Genomic DNA, 24,456 nt, shown 5'->3' on the forward strand with positions numbered 1-24,456 from the left:
TTTCAATGTCAATTTTTAATAATAAAAAACATTTCTTACATCAATATATAAGCTATATTGAATCAACTGGAATTGATGGTAAGAATGGTGGATTTAATCAATTTTTATCTGAATTAGGTATATCTACTATTGGAACATATTGGGATTTTGACCATTCGGTAATTGATTGGAATAACACAAAAAATCATCATCAGTTTTATTTTGATTATATTGATAATAATGCTGAAATAACTAATTTTTTAAAGAATAGTGATTTATCAAATTCTGGATTTCTTTTTACTTGGCTTGATTGGAATGATCCAATTATTAAAATAAAGACTATTGACTTTATAGAAAACTGGGAAGCATTTTATCGTGCGAGTGTTGAAGGAATGGTACTTACAACTACTGATGGTAAATTCTATTTAGAATTTACAAATGATTGGAAATATCACCTAAATAGTAATTTTGAAATCAAATCTAATACAAGTAAGTAAAGATTATATTAAAATATATTTTATAACTTAATTTAATAGAATTTCATATAGCTATCTTTAACTGAGCCAAAATTCATATCTATTGCTTCAAGAATGTAATTTTGTTTTACTAGCCATGGTTCTTTTTTACCTTGGCTTGGTAGAATTCCTGCTTCCATTGCTCGTTTTATATATCCTGGTTGGAAATCAAACATTGGTCTAGTTTCTAATTTTCTATCACTTTTAGTTACAAATATTTTCTTTCCAGATTTTTCTGTTTCATTTATTAATCTACAAAAATAGGTAGATACTAAATCTGCTCTCAAGGTCCAAGATGCGTTTGTATAGCCAAATACAAATACAAAATTAGGTATGTCTTTTATCATCATGCCTTTGTACACAATTGCTTCTTTTGGATTATACTGTTTGCCATCTACAAATGCTTTTATGCCTCCAATCAGTTGTAGCTCCAAACCTGTTGCTGTAATAATGATATCTGCTTTTAATTCTTTTCCTGATTTTAGTAATATTCCATCTTTGGTAAACGTGTCAATTTGGTCTGTAACTACGCTTGCTTTGCCTTTTTTAATTGCTTTAAACAAATCACCATTTGGTACTGCACATAGTCTTTCGTCCCAAGGATTGTAATTTGGTGTAAAGTGCTTTTGTATATCATAATCTGATGGTAATTGTTTTTTTGCATTTTTAATGAAAAAGTTTTTCATCATTTCTGGTTGATTTCTACTCAATGCATATTGAATTACTGTAATGCCCAAATGTGCAGTCCTGTTTATATTGTACATTATATCTGGTGGTAGTAGTTCGTTCATTTTTTTTGGAAACAAACTTCTATTTGGTACACTTACTACATATGTTGGCGAACGCTGCAACATAGTAATGTGTTTTACTTTGTCTGCCATTGCTGGTACTAAGGTAACTGCTGTGGCACCACTACCAATAACTACAACTTCTTTGTCTTTATAGTCTAAATCTTCTGGCCACAATTGTGGATGAATGATTTTGCCTTTGAATTTTTCTCTGCCTTTAAACTCTGGCGTAAATCCATGGTCGTATTTATAATAACCCATGCAAGAATGAATATAATTGCATGTGTAGGTGACTGTCTTTTTTGTTTTTGAATTTTCGCATATTATCGTCCAAAGGTTTTCATTGCTGTCCCAATGTGCTTCTATAACTTTTGTATCATAATGAATGTTTGATGTTACATTATTTTCTTCTGCTGTTTCTTTAATATAATTTAGAATATCTGGTCCATCTGCAATAGATTTTGGATTAGTCCATGGTTTGAAATTATAGCCTAATGTGTACATATCTGAATCTGAGCGAATGCCTGGATATTTAAACAAATCCCAAGTGCCACCCATTGATGATCTGGCTTCTAAAATAGCGTATGATTTTTTTGGACAGTTTTTTTGTAGATGGCATGCTGCACCAATTCCTGACAAGCCTGCGCCCATTATAATGACATCAAAATGTGAAGCGTTATTTTTCATATAGCGTAATTTTATGTAATAAAAATACTACTCTATATTTGAAATACACTTAGCAATTGTAAAAAAAAATTACTTAATAACTAAAATATTCTATTTAAGAAGAAAGTATAAAATTATACTGTAGCTTGGCAAATTCTCGATATCGTTTTTACATCGCCCATAGTATAAAAATGTAGGCATGGTACGCCAAACTCAATAAGTGCTTTGCTTTGTTGTATACACCATTCTATTCCTAATTCTTTTACATCAGCATCATCTTTACATTTTTTTGCTTCTCTTACTAAATCATCTGGCAAATCTATATAAAAGGCAGATGGTATAGAATTGAGTTGTCCTAAACGTGTGATTGGTTTTATACCTGGAATGATTGGTACATTAATATCTATTTTTCTACAATCATTTACAAACTTAAAATAGGCTTCATTGTCAAAAAACATTTGTGTTACAATGTAGTCTGCGCCAGCGTCTATTTTTTTCTTTAAGTATTGTAAATCTTGTTCGTAATTGGCTGCTTCAAAATGTTTTTCTGGATAACCAGCAACACCAATACAAAAATCTGTTTTTACTGGATTGATTAAATCTTCATCTAAGTAAGACCCATTATTCATATGATTGATTTGCTCTACCAAATCTACTGCAAATGCGTGTCCGTCTGGTTCTGGAACAAATTTTTTCTCAAGTTTTCTGGCATCACCACGTAATGCTAATATATTTTCAATTCCTAAGAAACCTAAGTCTATCAATGCATTTTCTGTTTCTTCTTTGCTAAATCCTCCACATAAAAAATGAGGAACAGCTTCTACATTGTATCTATACTTTATTGCTGCGCATATACCAACTGTGCCTGGTCTTTTTCTAACTGCTATTTTTTCGAAATATCCTTCAGGATTTTGTTTGTATTCAAACTCTTCTCTGTGGTAAGTTACATCAATAAATGGTGGTTTAAATTCCATCAAAGGATCTAGTACTTTTGTAATAGATTCTATGCTTTTACCTTTTAATGGTGGTAAAATTTCAAATGATACTAAGTTATGTCCTTTATTGTTTTCTAATATTTCTGTAATCTTCATTGCTAAAAAATAATCAGCAAAGATATAAAAATGCAACTAAATGATATAATAATTATTTGAGTTCTTCATAATCAATATCTTCAGCATCATCAAAAATATGATTATTGGTGTTTTCTTGTGTTTGGTTGTTATTTCGTTGTGGTGTTTCTTTAGGTACTTCTTTTTGTTTTTTTGTACCAAATATTTCTTTAATTATTTTATATCCTAATAGAAATATGATGATATATTTAAGGACTTTTAGCATAATACTACAAAGATAAAGAATAAATTATTATAATTTTCTTTCGCCTATTTGTTGTCGCCACATGGCATAGTACAATCCTTTTTCTTCTATCAATTTAGCATGGTTCCCATCTTCAACTATTTTACCTTTTTCTAGAACAAATATCTTTTGTGCATGCATAATGGTTGATAGTCTATGTGCAATAAGTATTACAATGCGATTTTTTTGATTGGATATTTGTTGTATTGTTTGCGTTATTGCTTCTTCAGTTAATGAATCTAATGCTGATGTTGCTTCATCAAATACTAAGATATTTGGCTTTCTGAGTAATGCTCTTGCAATAGACAATCTTTGTTTTTCGCCACCAGATAATTTCATTCCACCTTCTCCAATTATTGTATCTATACCTTCTTCACTACGTGATAAAATACTATTGCACGATGCCTGACTTAATGCTTCATTCATTTCTTCTAAGGTAGCACTTGGATTTACAAACAACATATTTTGTCTGATGGTACCTGCAAATAGCTGTGTATCTTGGCTTACAAAGCTGATTTGTTTTCTAATATTATCTTTATGAATATGATTACTATCTACATTGTTGTAAAGTATTTCTCCAAATTCTGTTTGATATAATCCTACTAATAGTTTTACCAATGTACTTTTTCCTGAACCAGATGGACCAACGAATGCAAATGTATTTCCTTTTTGAATAGTGAAATTTATATTCTCTAAAGCAAAATATGTTGCACTTTGATGTTTGAATGATACATTTCTGAATTCTAAGTTTTCTATATTATCAATTACTACTGGTACTTCTGGCGATGATTCTATTGGCTTAGAAAGTAAATTTGTAAAATTACTTAATGATGCTTGTGTTTCTCTATAGCTCAAAATCACATTTCCCATTTCTTGTAATGGATTAAAAATAAAGAAAGAGAAAAACTGTAAAGTCATTAATTTTCCAACTGTTAGATAGTCTTTAAAAATTAAATATAATAGTGTAAATAAAATTGCCTGTCTTAGAAAATTTACTATTGTACCTTGAATGAATGCAATACTTCTAAGTTGCTTTACCTTTGTAAGTTCTAATTCTAATATATCTTGTGTGGTACGGTTTAGTCTATTAATTTCTTGTTCTGTAAGTCCTAAACTTTTTATCAATTCTATGTTTCTCAAACTTTCTGTGGTTGCGCCAGCTAGCCTATTGGTTTGTTGTACAATGTTGGTTTGTACTTTTTTTATTTTTTTAGATAATATATTTATTACTGTAACTAAAACAAACGAAGCCACAAAATATACTAAAATTATTAATGGATAAATTTGTAATGAATATATAATTACAAATACAATACCTACGATTGCAAAATAGACAACATTCATAAAGTTGAGTACAAATCGTTCGATGTCTGTTTTTACTCTTTGTAGAATATTTAAAGTCTCTCCACTTCTTTGGTCTTCAAATGCTTGATATGGAAGATTCATAGCATGTTCCAATCCATCAGTATATATATTGGTGCCAACTTTTTGAATAATTAGATTAGTTGTGTAATCTTGAAATGCTTTAGCAATTCTACTTACCATGGCTACACCTATTAAGCATAGAAAAAGTACACCAGCACCTTTTATGAATTCTACTTGAGTATATTCATCTGTTTTTGTAGCATAATTGTCGATTATTTTACCTAATAATATTGGATCTAATAATGCAAATCCTTGATTAATTGTAGCCAAAATAAATGTAAGTACAACTAATGATTTATGTTTTTTTAAGTATAGTAACAGCGTATTCACGCAACAAAACTACATATTTAGTGCTAATATTTCTGAAATTCAATCTTATTAAGTCTAAAATAATTTTATTTTACATATTTTGGACTCCAATCAAGTTTTATTTTAAAAGTGAAGAAATATTATTTACTCATTCTATTATTAATTCCGATTTCATTTTTATTATATAAATTATATTATGAATTACATTTGCCCATCAGGTATCCAAATTTTGGAATACGTATTCCTGCAGGATATGAAATACATGGTATTGATGTATCTAAATATCAGGCGAATATTGATTGGAATAGTGTAGCAGAAATGAGAGATAGAAATGCCAAAGTTTCTTTTGTTTTTATGAAGGCAACACAAGGCACCTATTTGGTAGATAAACAGTATAAGAGAAATTGGAAATCATCAAAAAAAGCTGGTGTAATTAGAGGTGTTTATCATTACTTTGATATGCGCAATAATGCAACTAAGCAAGCAGATTTTTTTGTAAAAAATGTACAACTTGAAAATGGAGATTTGGCACCTGTTCTAGATATTGAAGAAACAAAGGGTTTTAGCACTGCTCAAATTCAGGAGAAGTGTAAGATTTGGCTGAATTTGATTGAAAACCATTATAAAATAAAACCTATTATTTATACCAATGTTGCATTTTACGATGATTATCTTGGAGATGATTTTGATGAATATCCACTTTGGGTAGCACATTATAAGCAACCATTAAGACCAAGAATAAATAGAAAGTGGCATTTTTGGCAACATAACGACAATGGTACTGTAAATGGCATTTTACATCCTACTGATTTTAATATTTTCTATGGAAATGTTGATGAATTATCAGAGTTTAGGATAAAAAAGTAGTAATATTTACATAATATGTATATACAAATATTGAGCAATGTCAAAAAAAAACGTATTAATATGTCACGTTTTTTACGATTATAAATTTTATTAAAATATTGATTTTGAATAATTTATAAGTTTATTTTTGAATAAAAACCCATTTAATCATGTTATAATACATTCAATAAAGAATAGAAATTTAGCGTATATTTATCTATAATTGTAAAACATTTTTTACCCAAAATAGTTAGTAGTTTAATTTAGGCAGTCTGCAATGGATTGCCTTATTTTTTTTCTGGCATTCTTACCAAGTTACTTACAGCCTTTGCAATCATTCTGTTTTCACTGTTGTATAGCTTAGCTTCTGTATGCATTATTGTATTTCCTGGCTTTAGAACAATACCTTCGCCTATGAGTGTCTCGCCTATTTTTGCTGCTGTTAGATAATCTACTTGCAAATTGATTGTAGCAAATAAATGCGGTTTATTCATTGTCCAAGCCGCACAACCCATTAATTCGTCTAGCATAGTTGCCATAATACCACCATGCAAAATACCATTTGGGTTGAGCATATTTTTATCTACAAGAAAACTAAATTTGACATTGCCTTCATTTACTTCTAGCACTTGTCCGTTTAGCATCTTTATTATTGGATATTTTTCTTGCCAAATATTATTTCCTATAGAATGCCTAAGTAGTGTAACTCTTTCGTTCATATTATTGATTTATCACTTCATCTTTACTAAATTCAGATGTTGTATGGAATGTAATTTTCGGATAATCTTGTTGTGTTAGTTTATATATCCATTCACTACTTGCCAAAAATACAGGTTGTTGGTCTATATCAAATGCTATGTAGTTTGATTTTGTTCTAATAAAATTTTTTATTTCTTGTGCATCATCTGCAGTAATCCAAAATGCTTTATAATATTGCATTGGCTTAAAAGTACAACTTGCTCCATATTCGTGTAATAGTCTGTATTGTATTACTTCAAATTGCAAATCACCAACAGTGCCTATTATTTTTGCATTAGTTTGATGTGTAGTAAACAGCTGTGCAACACCTTCTTCCATTAATTGTAAGATGCCTTTCTCTAGTTGTTTGGTTTTCATCGGGTCTGTATTCACCAACTCTTTAAAAATTTCTGGAGAGAAACTTGGAATACCTTTAAAAACAATTTTTTCGCCTTCAGAAAGTGTGTCGCCAATCTTAAAATTTCCAGTATCATTCAATCCAATTACATCACCAGCATATGCATCTTCTACTATACTCTTATCTGATGCCATAAATGTAACAGGATTGCTAAATCTCATATTTTTATCTGAACGCGTATGATAATAAAATTTATTACGTTCAAATTTTCCAGAACATACACGCAAAAATGCTATTCTACTTCTATGGTTTGGGTCAATATTTGCATGTATTTTAAAAATAAATCCTGTAAACTTCGGTTCTGTTGGTTGTATAATTCTGCTTTCTGTATTTCTTGATCTTGGTATTGGAGAAATTCTTATGAATGCTTCTAATAATTCTCTAACACCAAAATTATTTACAGCAGAGCCAAAAAATACTGGAGCTACATTTCCTTCCAAATATTGGTGCACATCAAATGGTTCATATACGCCATCAATCAATTCTACATCTTCTCTAAGTTTATTAGCTTCTTTTTCTCCAATCTGTGTATCAAGCTCACCATCAGCTATATCATTTATAGATACATATTCTTCTTCAACAGAAGTACCTGAAGCTCTAAATAAGTTTAAATTTTTATCAAATATATTATAAACTCCTTTAAATAGTTTCCCACCACCAATTGGCCAAGATAATGGTCTTACTCTTATTTTTAGCTTTTGCTCTAGTTCATCTAGTAAATCAAAAGGATCTTTACCATCTCTATCTAATTTATTAATGAATACAATTACAGGTGTTTTTCTCATGCTGCATACTTCCATTAATTTTTCAGTTTGTATTTCCACACCTTTTACACAATCTACTACTAAAATCACACTATCAACAGCAGTAAGTGTTCTATAAGTATCTTCAGCAAAATCTTTGTGACCTGGCGTATCCAATAAGTTAACTAACGTATTCTGATACTCAAAACTCATTACAGATGTTGCAACCGAAATTCCTCTTTGTTTCTCAATTTCCATGAAATCAGATGTTGCTGATTTTTTTATTTTATTGGATTTTACAGCACCTGCCGTTTGGATAGCACCACCATATAACAAGAACTTTTCAGTAAGTGTTGTTTTACCTGCATCAGGGTGAGAAATGATGGCAAATGTTCTTCTTTTATTTAATTCACTTTCTATCGACATACAAGACGCAAATATATATATAATGAAATTACCTAAAGTTTAAACATTTCTTGCTGTTTTTCTTAAAGAATATAAAAAAATATTTTTTTTATAATATTAATTGGTGCATCAAATATCAATTTAATTGTATCTTTGTGTTTTATAGAAAATTTTGTTATGAAGATAAGATTTGCATTATTGTTTGTAATTGGTTTGATGTGTGTTCAGACTATTAAAGCTCAAGACCCACACTTTAGCCAAATACAATACAATCCAATTTATTTGAATCCTGCAAATGCAGGTTTTGCGAAGAAAGACAATAGGATTGCTGGAATATATAGAGACCAGTGGAGAACGGCACCTGTTCCATTTTCTACAACTCATGCATCTTATGATAGAAAATTTAAACAATGGGAAAAAGGCTGGAGAATTGGTGGTGGCGTTAGCTTTTTGTATGATAGAGCTGGAGATGGTGTTTTAAGTACGTTTAATCCAAATCTTACACTTGCTGTTGGTAAATTCTTCAATAGTGGAAAACAATTAATAAATATTGGTATTACATCTGGCATTACTATCAAATCGTTAAACTACAACAGACTAACATTTGACAATCAATATATTGTTGGTTCTGGATATGATCCAAATGCTGGAACTGGTGAAGTATTCTCAAACAACAATGCAACCTATCCAAATTTTACTGTTGGCTTAAACTTCACAACTAAAATGGGAGAGAAATCTTCATTAGATTTAGGTGGAACAGCAAGCAATCTCCATGAGCCAAATCAGAATTTCTTATATTTCTCTGAGTCTAAATTGCCAGCAAGATATAGTGCTTATGCAAAAGCACAGATAGGAATAGGCAAGAAAGATAATTGGAATTTACAACCAGGTGTATTTTATAATTTCCAAAACAAAGCAAATAATATACTTGCCAATGCAATTGCAGAAGTAAGGTTTAAAGAAAATCAAAAAGGAAAGAATTTCGGATTAGGATTTGGAGCTGGATATAGAATCCAAGATAATGATGCTGCAATAGCTTATGTTTCTGTTTTATATGATGACTTAAGAATAGGTGCAAGTTATGATGTGAATGTATCATCATTTAGAAAAGCTACAAATACAGTAGGTGCATTTGAAATTGCATTAGTGTACGAATGGGGCGAAAGTGCAGATAAGAAGAAGAAAAAAATAGATACTATTAGAATCAAAGAATTAGAAATATTAACAGATACAATATATGTAACTAAAACAGATACTGTAGCACCAGCAAATAATATTAATGTTAATGCAGAATCTCCTTGTGACCCACAATTGGCAGAATGGAATGATGAGTTAGCAAAATTATTGCCAGCTGTGGCATATTTTGATAATGATAGACCAAATCCAAAATCATTATCAGAAACGACATCAGATAACTACAAAGACTTATATGATGCATACTTAGGCAAAAAACCATATTATGTAGATAATATTGGACAACTAGGTGCAAATGAAATATTCAATACAGTAACATCAGAGTTTGAAAAACTAGAGAAAATACATGATGTGCTTAAAGAAGCATTAGATGCTGGAAAGAGTGTAAAATTACAATTCTTAGGATACACATCGCCATTAGCTAATGCGCAATACAATCTAAACTTAGCTAAACGTAGAATTGAAAGTGTAAAAAATTATTTCTATAGTATAGACAATGGTAGCATTAAAAAATACATAGATAACAATCAGCTTGTATTTGAATTCTTACCACTTGGAAAAACAAATGCACCACAAGGATTGAGTGATAGATTAAATGATATCAAAAACTCAGTTTACAGTAAAGATGCATGCATGCAAAGAAAAGTAGAAATTAAATATATACAAATCAGCAAAGATTAATATAAATTATATAAAATAATCTGCCATACTAATAAAAAAAGCATCGATTAATTCGATGCTTTTTTTTATATGACTTTTCAAAATTGAAAAAAATATAAAAATTTCATTTTTTAATTAGCTTTTACTAACTTCATAAAAATTTATACTTAATTATCTATGAATGCAAACACTTCAGATGCAACAACTAATTTTTTCGGATTAGATCAAGAAGAAAGAGTTTATGAAGAATACATTGAACAGAAACCACAATCATTAATCTTAAGATTCTTTACAACACAAAGGCATATAATTGGACTATGCTTAGGTGGTGGGTTTGCCTATCTTAGACATAGATCAGAAACCAAAGCAAAATTTAGTATTTCGAAAGATATTTTCCTCAGATTATTCCTTTGGTTGCATTGGATATTCTTAAAAAAGAAACTAATCAGACAACCATTTAAAGTTCAACTAAGAAGAAGACTTGAAATGTTAGGTGCTACTTATATAAAACTAGGTCAAATAATGAGTTTAAGGGAAGATGTGTTACCTAAAGATATTACAGACGAATTAAAAAAATTATTAGATACATTACCAGCCGTAAAATACGAACGATTTGTAGAGCTAGTAGAAGAAAACATCCAACAACCAATTCATAGAGTATTTTCTGATATTGGCACAACTCCACTTGGTTCTGCATCTATTGCACAAACACATAGAGCTACGCTAAGAACTGGAGAAGATGTCGTAATTAAGCTTTTAAAACCTGGGACAAGAGAATTAATACAAACAGATAGTAAAATTATTATTTTTATTGGTAGCGTATTAAATTGGTTTGTACCACATCTGCAACCCAAAAATATGTTCACAGAATTTTGTGACTATACAAACAAAGAAGTAGATTTTAGATTAGAAGCAGATCATGCAGAACTCTTTGCAAATAATTTCATCAAGCAACCAGATATCGTATTTCCTAGCATTTACAGAGAATATTCTAATAGAAATATGGTTATCATGGATTTCATAAAAGGAATGAAGCCAGACCACAAAGCCTATGAGAAATACAATGAAGAAGAAAGAGAAAAGATAGTAGACATTGGCGCATATGCAATTATACAAATGCTATACCACGATGGATTTTTTCATGCAGATTTGCATCCAGGCAACTTAATAATACTTGATGGAGAAAATGGACCGAAATGTGGATTTATTGACCTTGGAATGGTTGGTAGATTTGAAGAAGCCACAAGAAAAACAATGTTATATTATTTCAATAGTTTAGTAATGGGCGACCCAGAAAGTGCAGCAAGATACCTTACCATGCTTGCAAAAACCGATAAACATAGCGACATTGAAGGCTTTAGAAAAGAATTTATTATAGTTGGCGACAAATGGCTGAAAGCACCAAATTTTAAAGATTTCTCTTTAGCAAGATTAATTATGGAATCAGTTATTTTAGGAGCAAAATATAGATTATACTATCCATTGGAGCTAGTACTAATGGTTAAAGCAATTATTACCTACGAAGGTGTTGGCAATGTTATTCTTCCAGGTTTTGACATTCAAAAAGTATCAAAAAAACATATAAGAAAGATGTTATTGGTTGAAGTAAATCCAGTTGAGCTATTAAAACACCAATTGCAAAATGCACCAGAAATCATGGATATCATCATGAAAGCACCAATGCTCATTGCAGAATCCATAAAAAGATATGAAAACAAATTAGTAGAGAAGAAAGCAAAAACTGGTTCTGACGGAATAAAACATATGATTTTTGGTAGTTGTTGTATTATTGGTGGCAGTATTATGGCTGCAGCAGGATTAGAATGGTTTGCTTATGTACCATTATTTTTAATTGGAACAATAATTGCAATTAAATCTTAATACAAATAATATATTGATGCATAAGACAAATATAATTAATAGAGATATTTCATGGTTATCTTTTAATGAAAGAGTCTTACAAGAAGCCGAATCAGATAGCGTTCCTTTAATTGAAAGATTAAAGTTTTTAGGTATTTTTTCAAACAACCTAGATGAATTTTTTAGAGTGCGAATTGCGACCATCAACAGAATGGTAGATTTTCAAAAACAATCTAAAAAAAATTTAAACTTCAATCCAGCAAAACTATTAGAAGAATTGCAACAAAAAATTACACTTCTACAAAAAAGATTTGATAAAGCATACTATCAAATTCTCAAAGACCTAAGCCAACAAAATATATTTATTTTAAATGAAACTCAGCTAAGCAAAGAGCAAGGAAAGTTTATTACAAATTATTTTCACGACCATGTAAGACTTGAAATTTTTCCAATAATTATCAATGACGAACAACCATTCCCAACATTGCAAGATTCATCAATCTATCTTGCAGTAAGATTAAATATAAAAAAAAATAAGAAAAAAATATATTCTATACTCGAAGTACCAACAAATGTAGTTTCAAGATTTATTGTATTACCATCAAAAGATGATAGAAAAGACATCATGTTTTTAGATGATGTTATTCGATACAACTTACAATCTATCTATAAAATTTTTGATGCAGATACCATCGAAGCGTACACCATCAAATTTACACGCGATGCTGAACTAGATATTGACAACGATGTTGCTATAAGTTTTTTAGAAGCAGTAGAATTAAGTTTAGAAAAAAGAAAAAAAGGTGAAGCACTTAGATTTATTCATGACGCACAAATGCCAAAAGACTTTTTAAATTTCTTAATCAAAAAACTAGACTTAGATAAAGAAGCACATGTTGTTGCTGGCGTTCGTTATCACAATTTTAAAGACTTTATTAAGTTTCCTAATCTAAATATAGATAAACTATTATACGAAAATATAGCAAACATAGAACATCCAGACTTAAAATACAGCAATAGCATACTAGACAAGATGAAACAGAAAGACATCTTGCTCTACTTTCCATATCACTCATTCGATTATTTTTTAGACTTAATTAGAGAAGCCGCAATTGACCCAAATGTATCACATATTAGATGTACATTATATCGTGTATCAAGCAATTCAAATGTCATCAAATCACTACTTACAGCAATCAAAAATGGAAAAGATGTAACTGTTTTTATAGAATTAAGAGCAAGATTTGATGAAGAAGCAAATATAGAATGGGCAAATACACTCAGAAAAGAAGGCGTAAAAGTAATTACAGGAATTGCTGGACTCAAAGTACATTCCAAACTATGTTTAATAACGAGAAGAGAAAAAGGATTAAAAATATATTACGCAAGTATTGGCACAGGAAACCTTCATGAAAAAACTGCGAAAGTGTACACAGATGCAATGCTACTCACAGCAAATCAAACACTAACCAAAGAAGTTAGAAGCATTTTTACGTTCTTTGATAAAAACTATATAGTACCAAAACTAAACTCACTACTTGTCGCACCGTTCAATCTCAGAATGAAACTTGTTTCACTTATCAATAGAGAAATAAAACATGCAAAGCATGGAAAAGAAGCATCAATATTCATAAAACTCAACAGCTTAGTTGATGAAGAAATGATACAAAAACTATATCAAGCAAGCAATGCAGGCGTAAAAATTAGAATCATAGCCAGAGGCATATGTTCACTAATACCACAAATGCCAAAATATAGCGAAAACATAGAAGCCATAAGCATTGTAGATAGATTTTTAGAACATACTAGAGTCTTTATATTTCATAATGACAACCAAGCAGAATACTATATTGGCTCAGCAGACTTAATGGCAAGAAACTTAGATTATAGGATAGAAGTCGTTACACCAGTTACTGATAAAAAAAATCAAAAAACATTACAAGGTATAATGGAATTACAATGGAACGACAATACCAAAGCAAGAGTTTTCTCAATAAATCAAAATAATAGCTTCAAAATAAACGACCTTTCACCTGTCAGAAGCCAATACGACATTCTTAATTTGCTAAAATCAAATAGAAAATCCTAATAATTTATTTATACTAGGTATAAATAATTACAGTATATTTGTAGATAACACATATGTAATATATTTTTAAATATAAAATGATAAAATATAATGAGCTTAACTATAACTAAAAACATATCTGCTGCAGCAACAAAAGATATTTTTGAATTACAAAATAAAATTCAAGATTTTTTAGATGGTGCAATTCCAGAAGATAAATTCAAACATTTTAGGCTTACAAGAGGCGTATATGGTCAAAGACAATTAGGTGTACAAATGTTTAGAATAAAAATTCCTATGGGAAGAATTACACCAAATCAATTAATTAGAGTTGCAAATCTATCAGAAGCATATGCATCAGCAAATTTACATCTTACAACGAGACAAGATATTCAATTACACTATGTAAAAGTAAAAGATGCGCCATCAATTTGGGTAGGCTTAGAAGATTGTGGACTAACAGGTAGAGAAGCTTGTGGCAATACAGTTAGAAATATCACAGCATCAGCTACAGCAGGTATAGATCCGAACGAACCATTTGATGTATCAGCTCATACTTACGAAGCATTTTCGGTATTACTAAGAAACCCAATCTGTCAAGACATGGGAAGAAAAGTAAAAATTGCATTCTCAGCAACAGAACAAGACACAGCATTCACTTACATCCACGATTTTGGTTTTATACCAAAAATACAAGATGGCAAACGTGGCTTTAAGATTGTAGTTGGTGGTGGCTTAGGTGCACAATCATTCTTAGCACAAACAGCATATGAATTTTTAGAAGAAGAAAAAATAATTCCATTTTTAGAAGCAGGATTAAGAGTGTTTGATAGATATGGCGAACGCCAACGCAGACATAAAGCAAGAATGAAATACCTAATCAAAGATTTAGGATTAGAAAAATGGATGCAGCTAGTAGATGAAGAATTTACAGCAAACAAAATAAAAGTATATCCAATTAATCACAATATTCTACCAGAAGCAAAACCTGCTGATGCAGTAGCAATTCCTGATGTAACTATTGAAGATGAAAAGAAATACCAAGATTGGTTAAAGGCAAATACGTTTGAGCAAAAACAAAAAGGATACCATGGTATCTATCTTAAAGTTACCAATGGAGATATTAAGCCAGATACAGCAAGAGCTTTAGCTGCATTAGTAGATTCTTATGCATCACAAGATATGCGTATAACTATGAACCAAGGCATGCTTGTTAAATTTGTTAGAACAGAAGCATTACCATATATGTTCACCGAGTTAGACAAATTAGGCTTAGCAAATATAGGCTTCGGTACTATAGCAGACATTACAACTTGTCCAGGCACTGATACATGTAATCTAGGCGTAACAAATAGTATGACATTAGCTAGAATATTAGAAGATGTCATACAAGATGAATATTATGACTTAATATTTGATAAAGACATACATATAAAAATGAGTGGTTGTATGAATGCCTGCGGACAGCATATGGCAGCAAATATTGGACTACACGGAAGTTCTATTAGAGTTGGTGATAAAGTTGCACCAGCAATGCAAATCATTTTAGGTGGTGGTGTAGACAGAAATGGTGTTGGAAGTATTGGCGATAAAGTTGTAAAACTACCAACTAAAAAAATGCCTGATGCATTAAGAACTATCTTGGATGATTATGAAAATAATGCAACAAAAGAAGAATATTATAATGATTACTACAAAAGACAAGGTAAAAATTATTTCTATACATTATTGAAACCAATTGCAGATACTACAAAATTTGTAGACGATGATTATTTTGATTATGGACATGATGAGTATTTTACACCAGAAGTAGGCGTTGGCGAATGTGCTGGTGTAGCATATGATATGATTGGAGTAATCATCAAAGACGCACAAAATAAATTAACAGAAGCAAGTGATGCTTTAAATAATAATCAATTTCCAGAAGCAATATATTATTCATACACTGGGTTTGTCATTGCAGCAAAAGCAATGCTTCTAAGCAAAGATGTTGAATGTAATACACAAATTAAAATCTTACAAGATTTTGATACACATATTGTTGAAACAAGTATTATAGATATTGATGGTGGGTTCGAAAATTTAGTATTATCTATCAACAAAAATGAACCAGAAGAAACATTTGCTACTATATATTATAATAAATTCAAAGAATTTTTTGATGCAATAATTCAATATCGTGAAAATACGATGAATGCAGATAAATTAGTAGTTGAGAGTGCTTACAAAGCATAATGACAAACTATTTTATTTCTGGAATAGCCTCAGATTATAGAGCATTTTTACCACAGTACGAAGCAATAGAGAATGCTGTTTATTTGCCGTTTCCTAAGCACGAGTCAAAGGATACAATGAATAGCTATGCACAAAAATTTGTACCTTTAATAAACCAAAATGAACCTTTTAATATCATTGCACACTCAATGGGTGGCATTATTACAATGGAACTAATTAAATATGTAGTGCCACAAAAGATTATTTTACTTTCAACCGTAAAATCAAGAGATGAGATGCCTGCAAAACTCACGCATATGAGATACACAAATGCTCATAAACTACTACCTGGCTATGGTTTTATAAAAAGTATAGAAATTGGTTCTACATTTTTTCCAGAAATTAGAAACAACACACAACTCAGGAAAACTGTGGTTGATATGGCAAAAGCAAACAAGCCAAAATTTTTATATTGGGCAGTAAATGCAATCATAAAATGGAATGGAACTAATGATTATAGAAAGGATATCATTCACATTCATGGTACTAATGACAAAATGTTTCCATATAGAAACATCAGAAATGCAATTCCTGTTTTCAACGGATCACATGAAATGCATGTACTAAGAGCAGAAGAAATCAATAGACTAATTAATTATTATCTAGCAAAGTAATAAGAAATTTGACATAAGAATATAATATCTTTGTATTATGCAAATTGATTTTAATAAATTAAATGGGCTAGTTCCAGCAATTGTACAAGACGCACATACAGGAACTGTGCTAATGCTTGGTTTTATGAATGAGGCAGCCTATCAAAAAACATTAGAACTAAAAAAAGTAACATTCTTCTCAAGATCTAAAAATAGATTATGGACTAAAGGAGAAGAAAGTGGGCATTATTTAGAACTTATTTCTATGAAGCAAGATTGCGACAATGATACTATTTTAGTAAAAGCAAATCCAATTGGTGCAACATGTCATACAGGAACAGACACCTGTTGGAATGAAGAAAACAAAGAACAATTCTCATTCTTATATGAATTAGAAAGCATCATTCAGAATAGAAAAAATGAGCCCAATGAAAGTTCATATACAAGTAGTCTATTCAAGAAAGGAATTAATAAAATAGCTCAAAAAGTAGGAGAAGAGGCTGTAGAATTGGTGATTGAAGCAAAAGACAATAACGCTGATTTATTTAAAAATGAAGCAGCCGATTTGCTCTATCATTATTTAATTCTGCTTGCAGCAAAAGACTTCACATTGCAAGATATTGTAACAGTATTGAAAGCACGTCACAACAAATAAAATCATTTCTTATATAGTTACATCGAAAAATTTATAAAAGAAACCTAACTAAACTTTAAGTAAAACAAAAAACCCAACACTATGTGTTGGGTTTTTTATAATATAAAGTTAAAGGAGTATTAAATAGTTGGAGCTACTGCTGCACTAATTCTAATAGCTTTCTTAACAATATTAGCAGAAGCAATATTTTGTCTTCCTATAATAACTCCATTTGTTGCAGATCTTAAAAACAAAGTATCAGTAACTAATTCTGTAATATCATAATTAGCTGGTACTGTCAATCTCAAAGTATCTGATCTTTTGCCTTTTTCTACTGTAAATGAACCAGTCTGTGGGTAGCTACCTGCTAATTCATAATTTACAGTAAAGTCTTCCCATTGAGGTGAGTAAATTGTCACATTTACTGCTTTAAATGTACCTCCAGCTGTAACTGTTTCTGTGGCACTATTGGAAAAGTGTATGTAAGGTCCATAATTCTGACCCATATCAACGTTTCCCAAACTCTCATCCTCACAAGACATTGTAAATACGAGAGTAAATAATAACATTAATATACTTAATTTTTTCATATTATATATTTTAAATTTTTTATAAATCAAACCACATTTTAGTGTCTAATGGCTTATTAGCTTTCGCATTCGCATTTGCAGCTTGTTCAGTTGGTGAATAAGACAATCTTCTAATAATATCACTTATCTCTGCATATTCAGGAAGTGTTAAGGCTGGATATTCTGTTCTTCTCCATTGAGTCCAAGGTTCTAAAGCTCTATCAAATAGATCTAAATATTGTTCATGATAAATTAATACTAAAGCATCACTAGTACTTGCTGAAGCAAAATCAAGGTTAGTAATATAGGTAGATGCATCAACACCAGACACACCATAATGATCCATTGAAGCACTAACACCGCTAGCAAAATTAGATGCTGCATCACCTGATGCAAAACCTCTAGTAATTGCTTCAGCAATTAAAAGCTCTTGCTCTGCATAGGTCATCATATAATCTGGGTATGCACCATTAACGATATTTGTACTTACTCTTGAACATTCACTAATATATGCTGTATTTGACTCATACGGATCTATACCTAGATAGTCGGTTGCATCTGGGCCTAATTCATAAAATTGTTCAATTCTTGGGTCATTGTTTGATTGTAATAAATCTAATACGACATTAGATGCTAACCAACATTCTTGATCACTACCATAATATTTCTCAACAATCATCCAAATAGGGTTTTTCTTTCCTGATTCATTGATAAAATTGAAACTCCAATTATCACTATTTGATGTCATAAATCCGCCATCTGAAATTAAATCTCCAATTTCTGATGCTTTAGTTGGATCTGCATCAACCATAGTCATTAACACTTTTAATTTTAATGAACGTGCTAATTTTTTCCATTTAGAAATGTCTCCAGAAAACCATGGGTCATTAATTTTTTGATTGTTTCCTGTATTAAATTTATCTATGGCATCATCTAATAATGACAAAACACCATTTAATACAACTTGTTGGTCATCATACTTTGGTGCAACAATCGTATTGATTTGACCAACTTCTGTAAATGGCACATCTTCCCACAACATTGATACACTATAGAATACATACGCCTTCCATACATCAACTTGTGCAACAGCGTTATCTGGCTCTGAAAATTTGATTAAAGCCTGCTCTCGTGCTTGATTTGCATTACTTATTACATCTCCATAGGTAATAGACCAAAAATTATTTGTAGTAAATGGACTTACTGTAAAGAATTCATCATCCCAAGCATTATATTCTCCTCCCAACCAAGTTTGAGTATAAAGTCTCGTGCCATATATTTCAGCCATTCTTTCATTTGCAAATGCTGCTGCTGAAAAATTTAAAAGATACTCAGGTTCCGTTTTGGTTGCAGCATCTGGGTCTGTATTTATATCTAAGTAACCTTTTCTACATGATGTTACAATAGATAATAACAGTATAATGTATAATAATTTAATTTTATTCATATCTATTATTTTTAAAATTTAAGGTTAATATTAAATCCGTATGATCTTGTTGATGGTGAATTTAAGAACTCATATCCTTCACCTATTAAACTAGTCCCAAATACGTTTGTCTCAGGATCAACGTGTGGAACATGTGATTTTAACAATGCTAAATTTCTACCTGATATTCCTATACTAAATCCTTTAATTGATTTACTATTTTCAAAGAATTTACTAGGAAGTGCATAGCTAATTGCAATTTGTCTAAGTTTTATAAAAGATGCATCAAATACATTTGCCTCTGTTAAACTTGTAGCATAATTGTTTTTCCAAAAATCTTCAATACTAGCAACAGGAACATCATTTGGTCTTGTAGTACCATCTCCATTTAATAATACTCCATCATCTATAAAAGAACCTTCTCTGTTTATCGCAGTTTCAGCTGCAAGTCCACTTGTTCTCAGAGCCGAAGTAGTGCCACTATACATCACTCCACCTTTTCTAAAATCAAATAATACACTTAATGTTAATCCTTTTATATATATATCAGCACCTACGCCCATATTCCAATCTGGATATATATCTCCAAATCTCTTAGGGCTTCCAGCAGTTTGTCTTAATCCATTTGAAGGATTGATAATATATTTACCCGAAGAGCTATCTCTTAGATATGCAGTTCCATATAATCCGAAAGTTTGTCCTTCTTCCGCTTTAATCTGAAAACCAGAGAATCCTGATGTTAGTATATAATCTTTTAATCCTGGATATAATTTCTCTAATTTCTGATGATTTTTAGTAAAATTCATATATAAATCTACTGCGTAATCTTTGTTCTTTGACTCATACACTGTTGCAGATACCAGTAATTCATGTCCCTTATTAGAAACAGAACCTGCATTGATAATTTTTGATGTGAAACCTGTTGATGCACTTATTGGTAAAGCTATAATATTATCTTTACTTATTTTTTGATAGTATGTATAATCTACTCTCAATCTATTTCTAAAGAAATTAAACTCTCCTCCTACTTCCCAGTCATTTTGTCTTGAAGGTTTAAGATTTGGGTCAGGATATGATCCTGTAGATTCAAAACCAACTAAACTGCCATAAGGCATAGTTATGCTTGTTGCAAATTGACCATAGACAGAACTAACAGGATTGTAAGTAAAGTTAGTTAAATATGCTGCATAAGAAGAACCAACTTGAGCATAAGAACCTCTTAGTTTAATATAGCTTAGCCATTTATCATTCCAATTTTTTATTAGAGATAATGGTAGAAAACTTCCACTAACACCAAAATAATGATATATTCTATTGTCTTTTGGTAATGTTGAATTAAAGTCTGTTCTAAAACTACCATCAATATAGAATGCATCCCAAAGACCAATATTTAAGTTATGATACAATCCAATTAGTCTTGTTTTTAGTTTATCTTCTGTAGTTACAACAGTTTTAGCATTTGCATATGTATACAATTCATCTGCTACTAAGTCTTGTGCGGCTATATCTACAATCCTTCTTGAAGAATTTCTAATGTTTAAACCTGTAAGGTAAGTTAAAGATATATTTTTCCATTTTTTATGGAATGTACTTATCAAATCTGAGTTTAACTGTGATTGTACAATATCTGTAGTTGAATATGCGCCATTTAACATTCTAAGCGTATTTTTTCTAGTTATTGCCATTCTATTTTCAGAAATATAATCTACACCTACTCTTGTTGTAAAGCTATACCAACTGATTGGTTTAATAATCACCTCACCTGTTCCAAAAAATCTAAAACTTTTATCAGAAACAGGATTGTTTTGTGCTACCCAATATGGGTTATTTACCTGTCTTTGTCTATATCCATCCATACCTAATACATTTCCTAATGTATCGTATAAATTATTTGCTAAATCTGACATGTTTATTGTTCTTGGCATACCAAGAACAATTGAAGGTAGAATACTTTCATTATTAGACCCTTGTCTAGTTCTACCTGTAGTAGTATTAGTAACCAATGATGCTGAAACTCTAGATTCTAAGTACTCATTTATTTTTCTACCTGCGTTGATTGTAAATGTATGTCTTCCTAATTTTGATTCAGGCAGAATTCCTCTTTGTGTTAAATTACTATATGCAAATCTATAATCCGTTTTCTCATCTGCGTTACTAATTGAGAAATTAGAAATAACGCTTAATCCATTTTGAAAGAAATCACTTACATTATTATTATATGCTTTTAACTTTACAGAATCGCCAGTAAAATATAAAAAGTTCTGATCTTGCACCGCACTAATCTTAGGTCCCCAACCATTCATTAGTCTTTCGTTATATATTCCATAATTACCTTGTGCATACTCGTTTTGATAAGTTGGTAATTTTAATGGATTCTCTCTAAACACTGAAACTCCAATATTAATTGAAGGTACTTTAGATTTTGATACTTTACCTCTTTTTGTTGTAATTATGATAACTCCATTTGCTGCTTGTGATCCATATAATGCTGTTGCTGCTCCACCTTTTAAAATTGTCATTGACTCTATATCATCAGGGTTAATCTCTGCAAACTTGTTACCTTGGTCTACCCCACCACCTATAATTTGATTTCTAGTTGCAGTACTTCCTAGATTAGAGACAGGCGTACCATCAATTACCATCAGTGGAGTACCTCCAGACAAAGAACCAACACCTCTAATTGTGATTTTAGACCCAGATCCAATTGAACCAGATTGAGAAGTAATATTTACCCCTGGAGTTTTAGCTGCCAATGCATTAAGTAAATTTGTCTCTTTAACCATATTAAGTTTATCGCTATTAACTGTTGTAGCTGAATAACCTATTGACTTCTTTTCTTTCTCAATTGCTACTGCAGTTACAACTACTTCGTCAATTATTTGTTGATCAGCTGCCATTGCTACGTTTATTACTAGAGACGTAATTGGCTTCTCAATGGTTGTATAACCAATATAAGAAAATGTTAATGCTGTTACTTCTTTTGGTAGTTCTAATGTGTACTTACCATCAATGTCTGTAACAGTACCTGATGCAGTGCCTTTTCCTGTAACGTTTACACCAATAAGTGCCTCGCCAGTTGCAGCATCTGTGACCGTCCCACTCAAGGTACGATTTTGTGCAAATACTTGTGCTGTAACTATTAAGCCAAGTATCCATAATGCTAATGCTTTCTTCATAAATAAGTGTCTGTTTTGTTAATTAATCTTAATAAAATAATACTTTACTGGGCAAACGTAGTTAATATTTATTAAAAAAAAAATTATTTCACATTTTTTTTGTGCTAAATAGCCATTTATAGTGGAGTTTTAACACATTTCCTATTAAAATAGTCGATTAATATTTGTCATTTAAGAATATTTATCGCCTTTGCTTATAATATTTATATTTTTAGAACAATGTTTCTGCTAATAAAAAAACGTCGAAGCAAGCTTCGACGTTCATCACACACAGATTAATCATTTTATATTATTTGTATAAAATGATATATTTTTATCTTACATATTCTGTTGTTGCTGGGTTGAAATTTGTCCAACCGATTGTCCAATCATCTGTACTATTGAATGCACCTTTGTAAGTTACAGTAGTAAAAAATGAAGGTAAGCCTATAAAGCTTGCTCCACTTAATAATACTGAGCCTGTATTAGGTAAAAAATTTGGATTTGTATTGTTGTATAAATTTGCAGGTGTAAATCCAGCTGCTGTAACATTAGCTACTGTGCTATTGTTTTTGGCGGCATCATTAAACCATGTAGAAACATTGAACCCTGATTGGTCTGATTTGTATGGTAGATATGCTGTCCAATTGTCTAATAATGATAAGACAGAATTTTTAATTACTAAATCTCCATTTTCTGCATTAGTTTTGGTAACTGCACCATCAATAACTAGACCTTGAGGATAACCTGTGAAAAATGAATTGTAGATTTTAATTTTGTTGCTTCTTCTTAAATGCATTGCTCTTCTAAAGTTTGCATCTATTGTTGTTGTAGAATCATTTTTTGGACCAAATATAGATACATTAGAAAATGTTGGTGCTGTAATTGGTGTGTTTGATGTGCCTGTTCCATCATTGTCTACTTCAAACCCATTTGAGCCAGAAAGTGCATCTGCTAATCCTGAGTTTCTGAATGCAACAGCAAATTGTACATTTCCTGTATAGCCAAAATCGCAATCAAAATCATCGTCAGTTGTTGAGAATGCAATTAAATGTGAGCAATTTACTGTGCCTCCAAACCATTCAAAAGCATCATCATTTCCAAAGCTTGCTTGAATATGATCTATTTGAGTACCTCTACCAACTGAACCTAATGTTAAAGTATTAATTTCTTTATCTTGTAAGATAGGAAACCCTGCATACTCTAATCTTACATAGCTTAAAATACCTGATGTATCGTTATCATCATTGCCGCCATGAAATGCACCATAGCTACCTTCTAATTCTGCTACACCACCTGGTTGGTTGTTTTTAGCTTTTCCACATATTACTAATCCGCCCCAATCGCCTGGTGCTTTTGTTACTTCTGCTGATGTAAAAATAATTGGATTACTTGATGTACCTATTGCATAGATTTTACTTCCTCTGTGTATTAATAATGTGCCTGGATTTGCTGTGCCTGTTGTTCCTTTTTTTCCAATAATTACAGTTCCTGCTTCTATTGTTAAGATGCCTGTTGCTTCTGGTGTTGTGTTGTTTACATTTGCATCTATACCTACGTTTACTACACCATTTAAACGATATACGGTATCTTTATCTAAAAATCTATTTCCTGTTATATTGCCAGATAGTTCTACAACTGGACGTTGAAATGGTGGTAATGTATCTTCATCATCATAATTAATTTCTTTTTTGCATGATGAGAAGATTGTGGCAATACATAATATTGCTACAAATATTTTTGCTGATGTAATTTGTTTTTTGTTGTTTTTTTGATGTGTCATACTTGAATTTTTAAATGATTAAGTTTCGTATTAGTTTTTTGTGCTTTTTTATTCT

Annotated in this window: 18 protein-coding genes; 8 read left to right on the top strand and 10 right to left on the bottom strand. The window is 30.9% G+C overall.

The annotated features are described in order from the left end of the window. Positions 1-5: 5 nt before the first annotated feature. Positions 6-476 carry a hypothetical protein gene (locus tag IPK18_05340; GenBank protein ID QQR98936.1) on the top strand — a complete coding sequence of 157 codons (471 nt, stop codon included), beginning with the start codon at positions 6-8 and terminating at the stop codon, positions 474-476. Between the two features lie 32 nt (positions 477-508). Here IPK18_05340 and IPK18_05345 read toward each other — a convergent pair whose 3' ends face one another. The 4 genes from IPK18_05345 to IPK18_05360 all read right to left on the bottom strand — a co-directional run bounded on the left by IPK18_05345 (position 509) and on the right by IPK18_05360 (position 5,056). Further along, on the bottom strand, positions 509-1,969 hold the full coding sequence (locus IPK18_05345; GenBank protein QQR98937.1) for an NAD(P)/FAD-dependent oxidoreductase: 1,461 nt from the start codon (positions 1,967-1,969) through the stop codon (positions 509-511). Positions 1,970-2,082: 113 nt separating this feature from the next. Further along, complete coding sequence (gene metF / locus IPK18_05350; protein ID QQR98938.1) at positions 2,083-3,039, bottom strand: methylenetetrahydrofolate reductase [NAD(P)H]; 957 nt, start codon at positions 3,037-3,039, stop codon at positions 2,083-2,085. 52 nt (positions 3,040-3,091) lie between these two features. Beyond that, the gene (locus IPK18_05355) at positions 3,092-3,283 is read right to left on the bottom strand and encodes a hypothetical protein (GenBank protein QQR98939.1); all 192 of its coding nucleotides are present in this window, start codon (positions 3,281-3,283) and stop codon (positions 3,092-3,094) included. A 27-nt stretch (positions 3,284-3,310) separates the two neighbouring features. Further along, complete coding sequence (locus IPK18_05360; GenBank protein QQR98940.1) at positions 3,311-5,056, bottom strand: ABC transporter ATP-binding protein; 1,746 nt, start codon at positions 5,054-5,056, stop codon at positions 3,311-3,313. 99 nt (positions 5,057-5,155) lie between these two features. Here IPK18_05360 and IPK18_05365 point away from each other — a divergent pair, with 99 nt between their 5' ends. Continuing rightward, on the top strand, positions 5,156-5,902 hold the full coding sequence (locus IPK18_05365; protein ID QQR99302.1) for a glycoside hydrolase family 25 protein: 747 nt from the start codon (positions 5,156-5,158) through the stop codon (positions 5,900-5,902). Positions 5,903-6,168: 266 nt separating this feature from the next. On the opposite strand, the gene IPK18_05370 is transcribed toward IPK18_05365, so the two are convergent. Both IPK18_05370 and IPK18_05375 read right to left on the bottom strand, forming a co-directional pair. Then, positions 6,169-6,600, bottom strand: coding sequence for a PaaI family thioesterase (locus IPK18_05370; protein ID QQR98941.1), 432 nt, complete (start codon positions 6,598-6,600; stop codon positions 6,169-6,171). Between the two features lies 1 nt (position 6,601). Continuing rightward, complete coding sequence (locus IPK18_05375; protein ID QQR98942.1) at positions 6,602-8,206, bottom strand: peptide chain release factor 3; 1,605 nt, start codon at positions 8,204-8,206, stop codon at positions 6,602-6,604. A gap of 156 nt (positions 8,207-8,362) precedes the next feature. Here IPK18_05375 and IPK18_05380 point away from each other — a divergent pair, with 156 nt between their 5' ends. The 6 genes from IPK18_05380 (at position 8,363) to IPK18_05405 (ending at position 17,489) form a co-directional block, all read left to right on the top strand. Continuing rightward, complete coding sequence (locus tag IPK18_05380) at positions 8,363-10,060, top strand: PorP/SprF family type IX secretion system membrane protein (GenBank protein ID QQR98943.1); 1,698 nt, start codon at positions 8,363-8,365, stop codon at positions 10,058-10,060. A gap of 156 nt (positions 10,061-10,216) precedes the next feature. Next, complete coding sequence (locus IPK18_05385; GenBank protein QQR98944.1) at positions 10,217-11,920, top strand: AarF/ABC1/UbiB kinase family protein; 1,704 nt, start codon at positions 10,217-10,219, stop codon at positions 11,918-11,920. Between the two features lie 16 nt (positions 11,921-11,936). Continuing rightward, positions 11,937-13,988: a polyphosphate kinase 1 gene (ppk1, locus tag IPK18_05390; protein QQR98945.1), complete on the top strand. Its 2,052-nt coding sequence runs from the start codon at positions 11,937-11,939 to the stop codon at positions 13,986-13,988. 90 nt (positions 13,989-14,078) lie between these two features. Beyond that, on the top strand, positions 14,079-16,202 hold the full coding sequence (locus IPK18_05395; GenBank protein QQR98946.1) for a nitrite/sulfite reductase: 2,124 nt from the start codon (positions 14,079-14,081) through the stop codon (positions 16,200-16,202). After that, positions 16,202-16,855 carry an alpha/beta hydrolase gene (locus IPK18_05400; GenBank protein ID QQR98947.1) on the top strand — a complete coding sequence of 218 codons (654 nt, stop codon included), beginning with the start codon at positions 16,202-16,204 and terminating at the stop codon, positions 16,853-16,855. The genes IPK18_05395 and IPK18_05400 overlap by 1 nt, the downstream gene beginning before the upstream one ends. A 37-nt stretch (positions 16,856-16,892) precedes the next feature. Next, positions 16,893-17,489, top strand: coding sequence for a bifunctional phosphoribosyl-AMP cyclohydrolase/phosphoribosyl-ATP diphosphatase HisIE (locus IPK18_05405; protein ID QQR98948.1), 597 nt, complete (start codon positions 16,893-16,895; stop codon positions 17,487-17,489). Between the two features lie 119 nt (positions 17,490-17,608). Here the strand turns inward: IPK18_05405 and IPK18_05410 are convergent, their stop codons facing one another. From IPK18_05410 to IPK18_05425, 4 genes are all read right to left on the bottom strand, one after another. Further along, the gene (locus IPK18_05410; protein QQR98949.1) at positions 17,609-17,974 is read right to left on the bottom strand and encodes a hypothetical protein; all 366 of its coding nucleotides are present in this window, start codon (positions 17,972-17,974) and stop codon (positions 17,609-17,611) included. Between the two features lie 103 nt (positions 17,975-18,077). Then, on the bottom strand, positions 18,078-19,484 hold the full coding sequence (locus IPK18_05415; protein ID QQR98950.1) for a SusD/RagB family nutrient-binding outer membrane lipoprotein: 1,407 nt from the start codon (positions 19,482-19,484) through the stop codon (positions 18,078-18,080). Positions 19,485-19,495: 11 nt separating this feature from the next. After that, positions 19,496-22,639, bottom strand: coding sequence for a SusC/RagA family TonB-linked outer membrane protein (locus IPK18_05420; protein ID QQR98951.1), 3,144 nt, complete (start codon positions 22,637-22,639; stop codon positions 19,496-19,498). A 313-nt stretch (positions 22,640-22,952) separates the two neighbouring features. Further along, the gene (locus tag IPK18_05425) at positions 22,953-24,401 is read right to left on the bottom strand and encodes a T9SS C-terminal target domain-containing protein (GenBank protein ID QQR98952.1); all 1,449 of its coding nucleotides are present in this window, start codon (positions 24,399-24,401) and stop codon (positions 22,953-22,955) included. Positions 24,402-24,456: the final 55 nt, after the last annotated feature.

It is taken from the genome of Sphingobacteriales bacterium, assembly GCA_016699615.1.
Taxonomy (GTDB): Bacteria; Bacteroidota; Bacteroidia; order Chitinophagales; family JADIYW01; genus JADJSS01.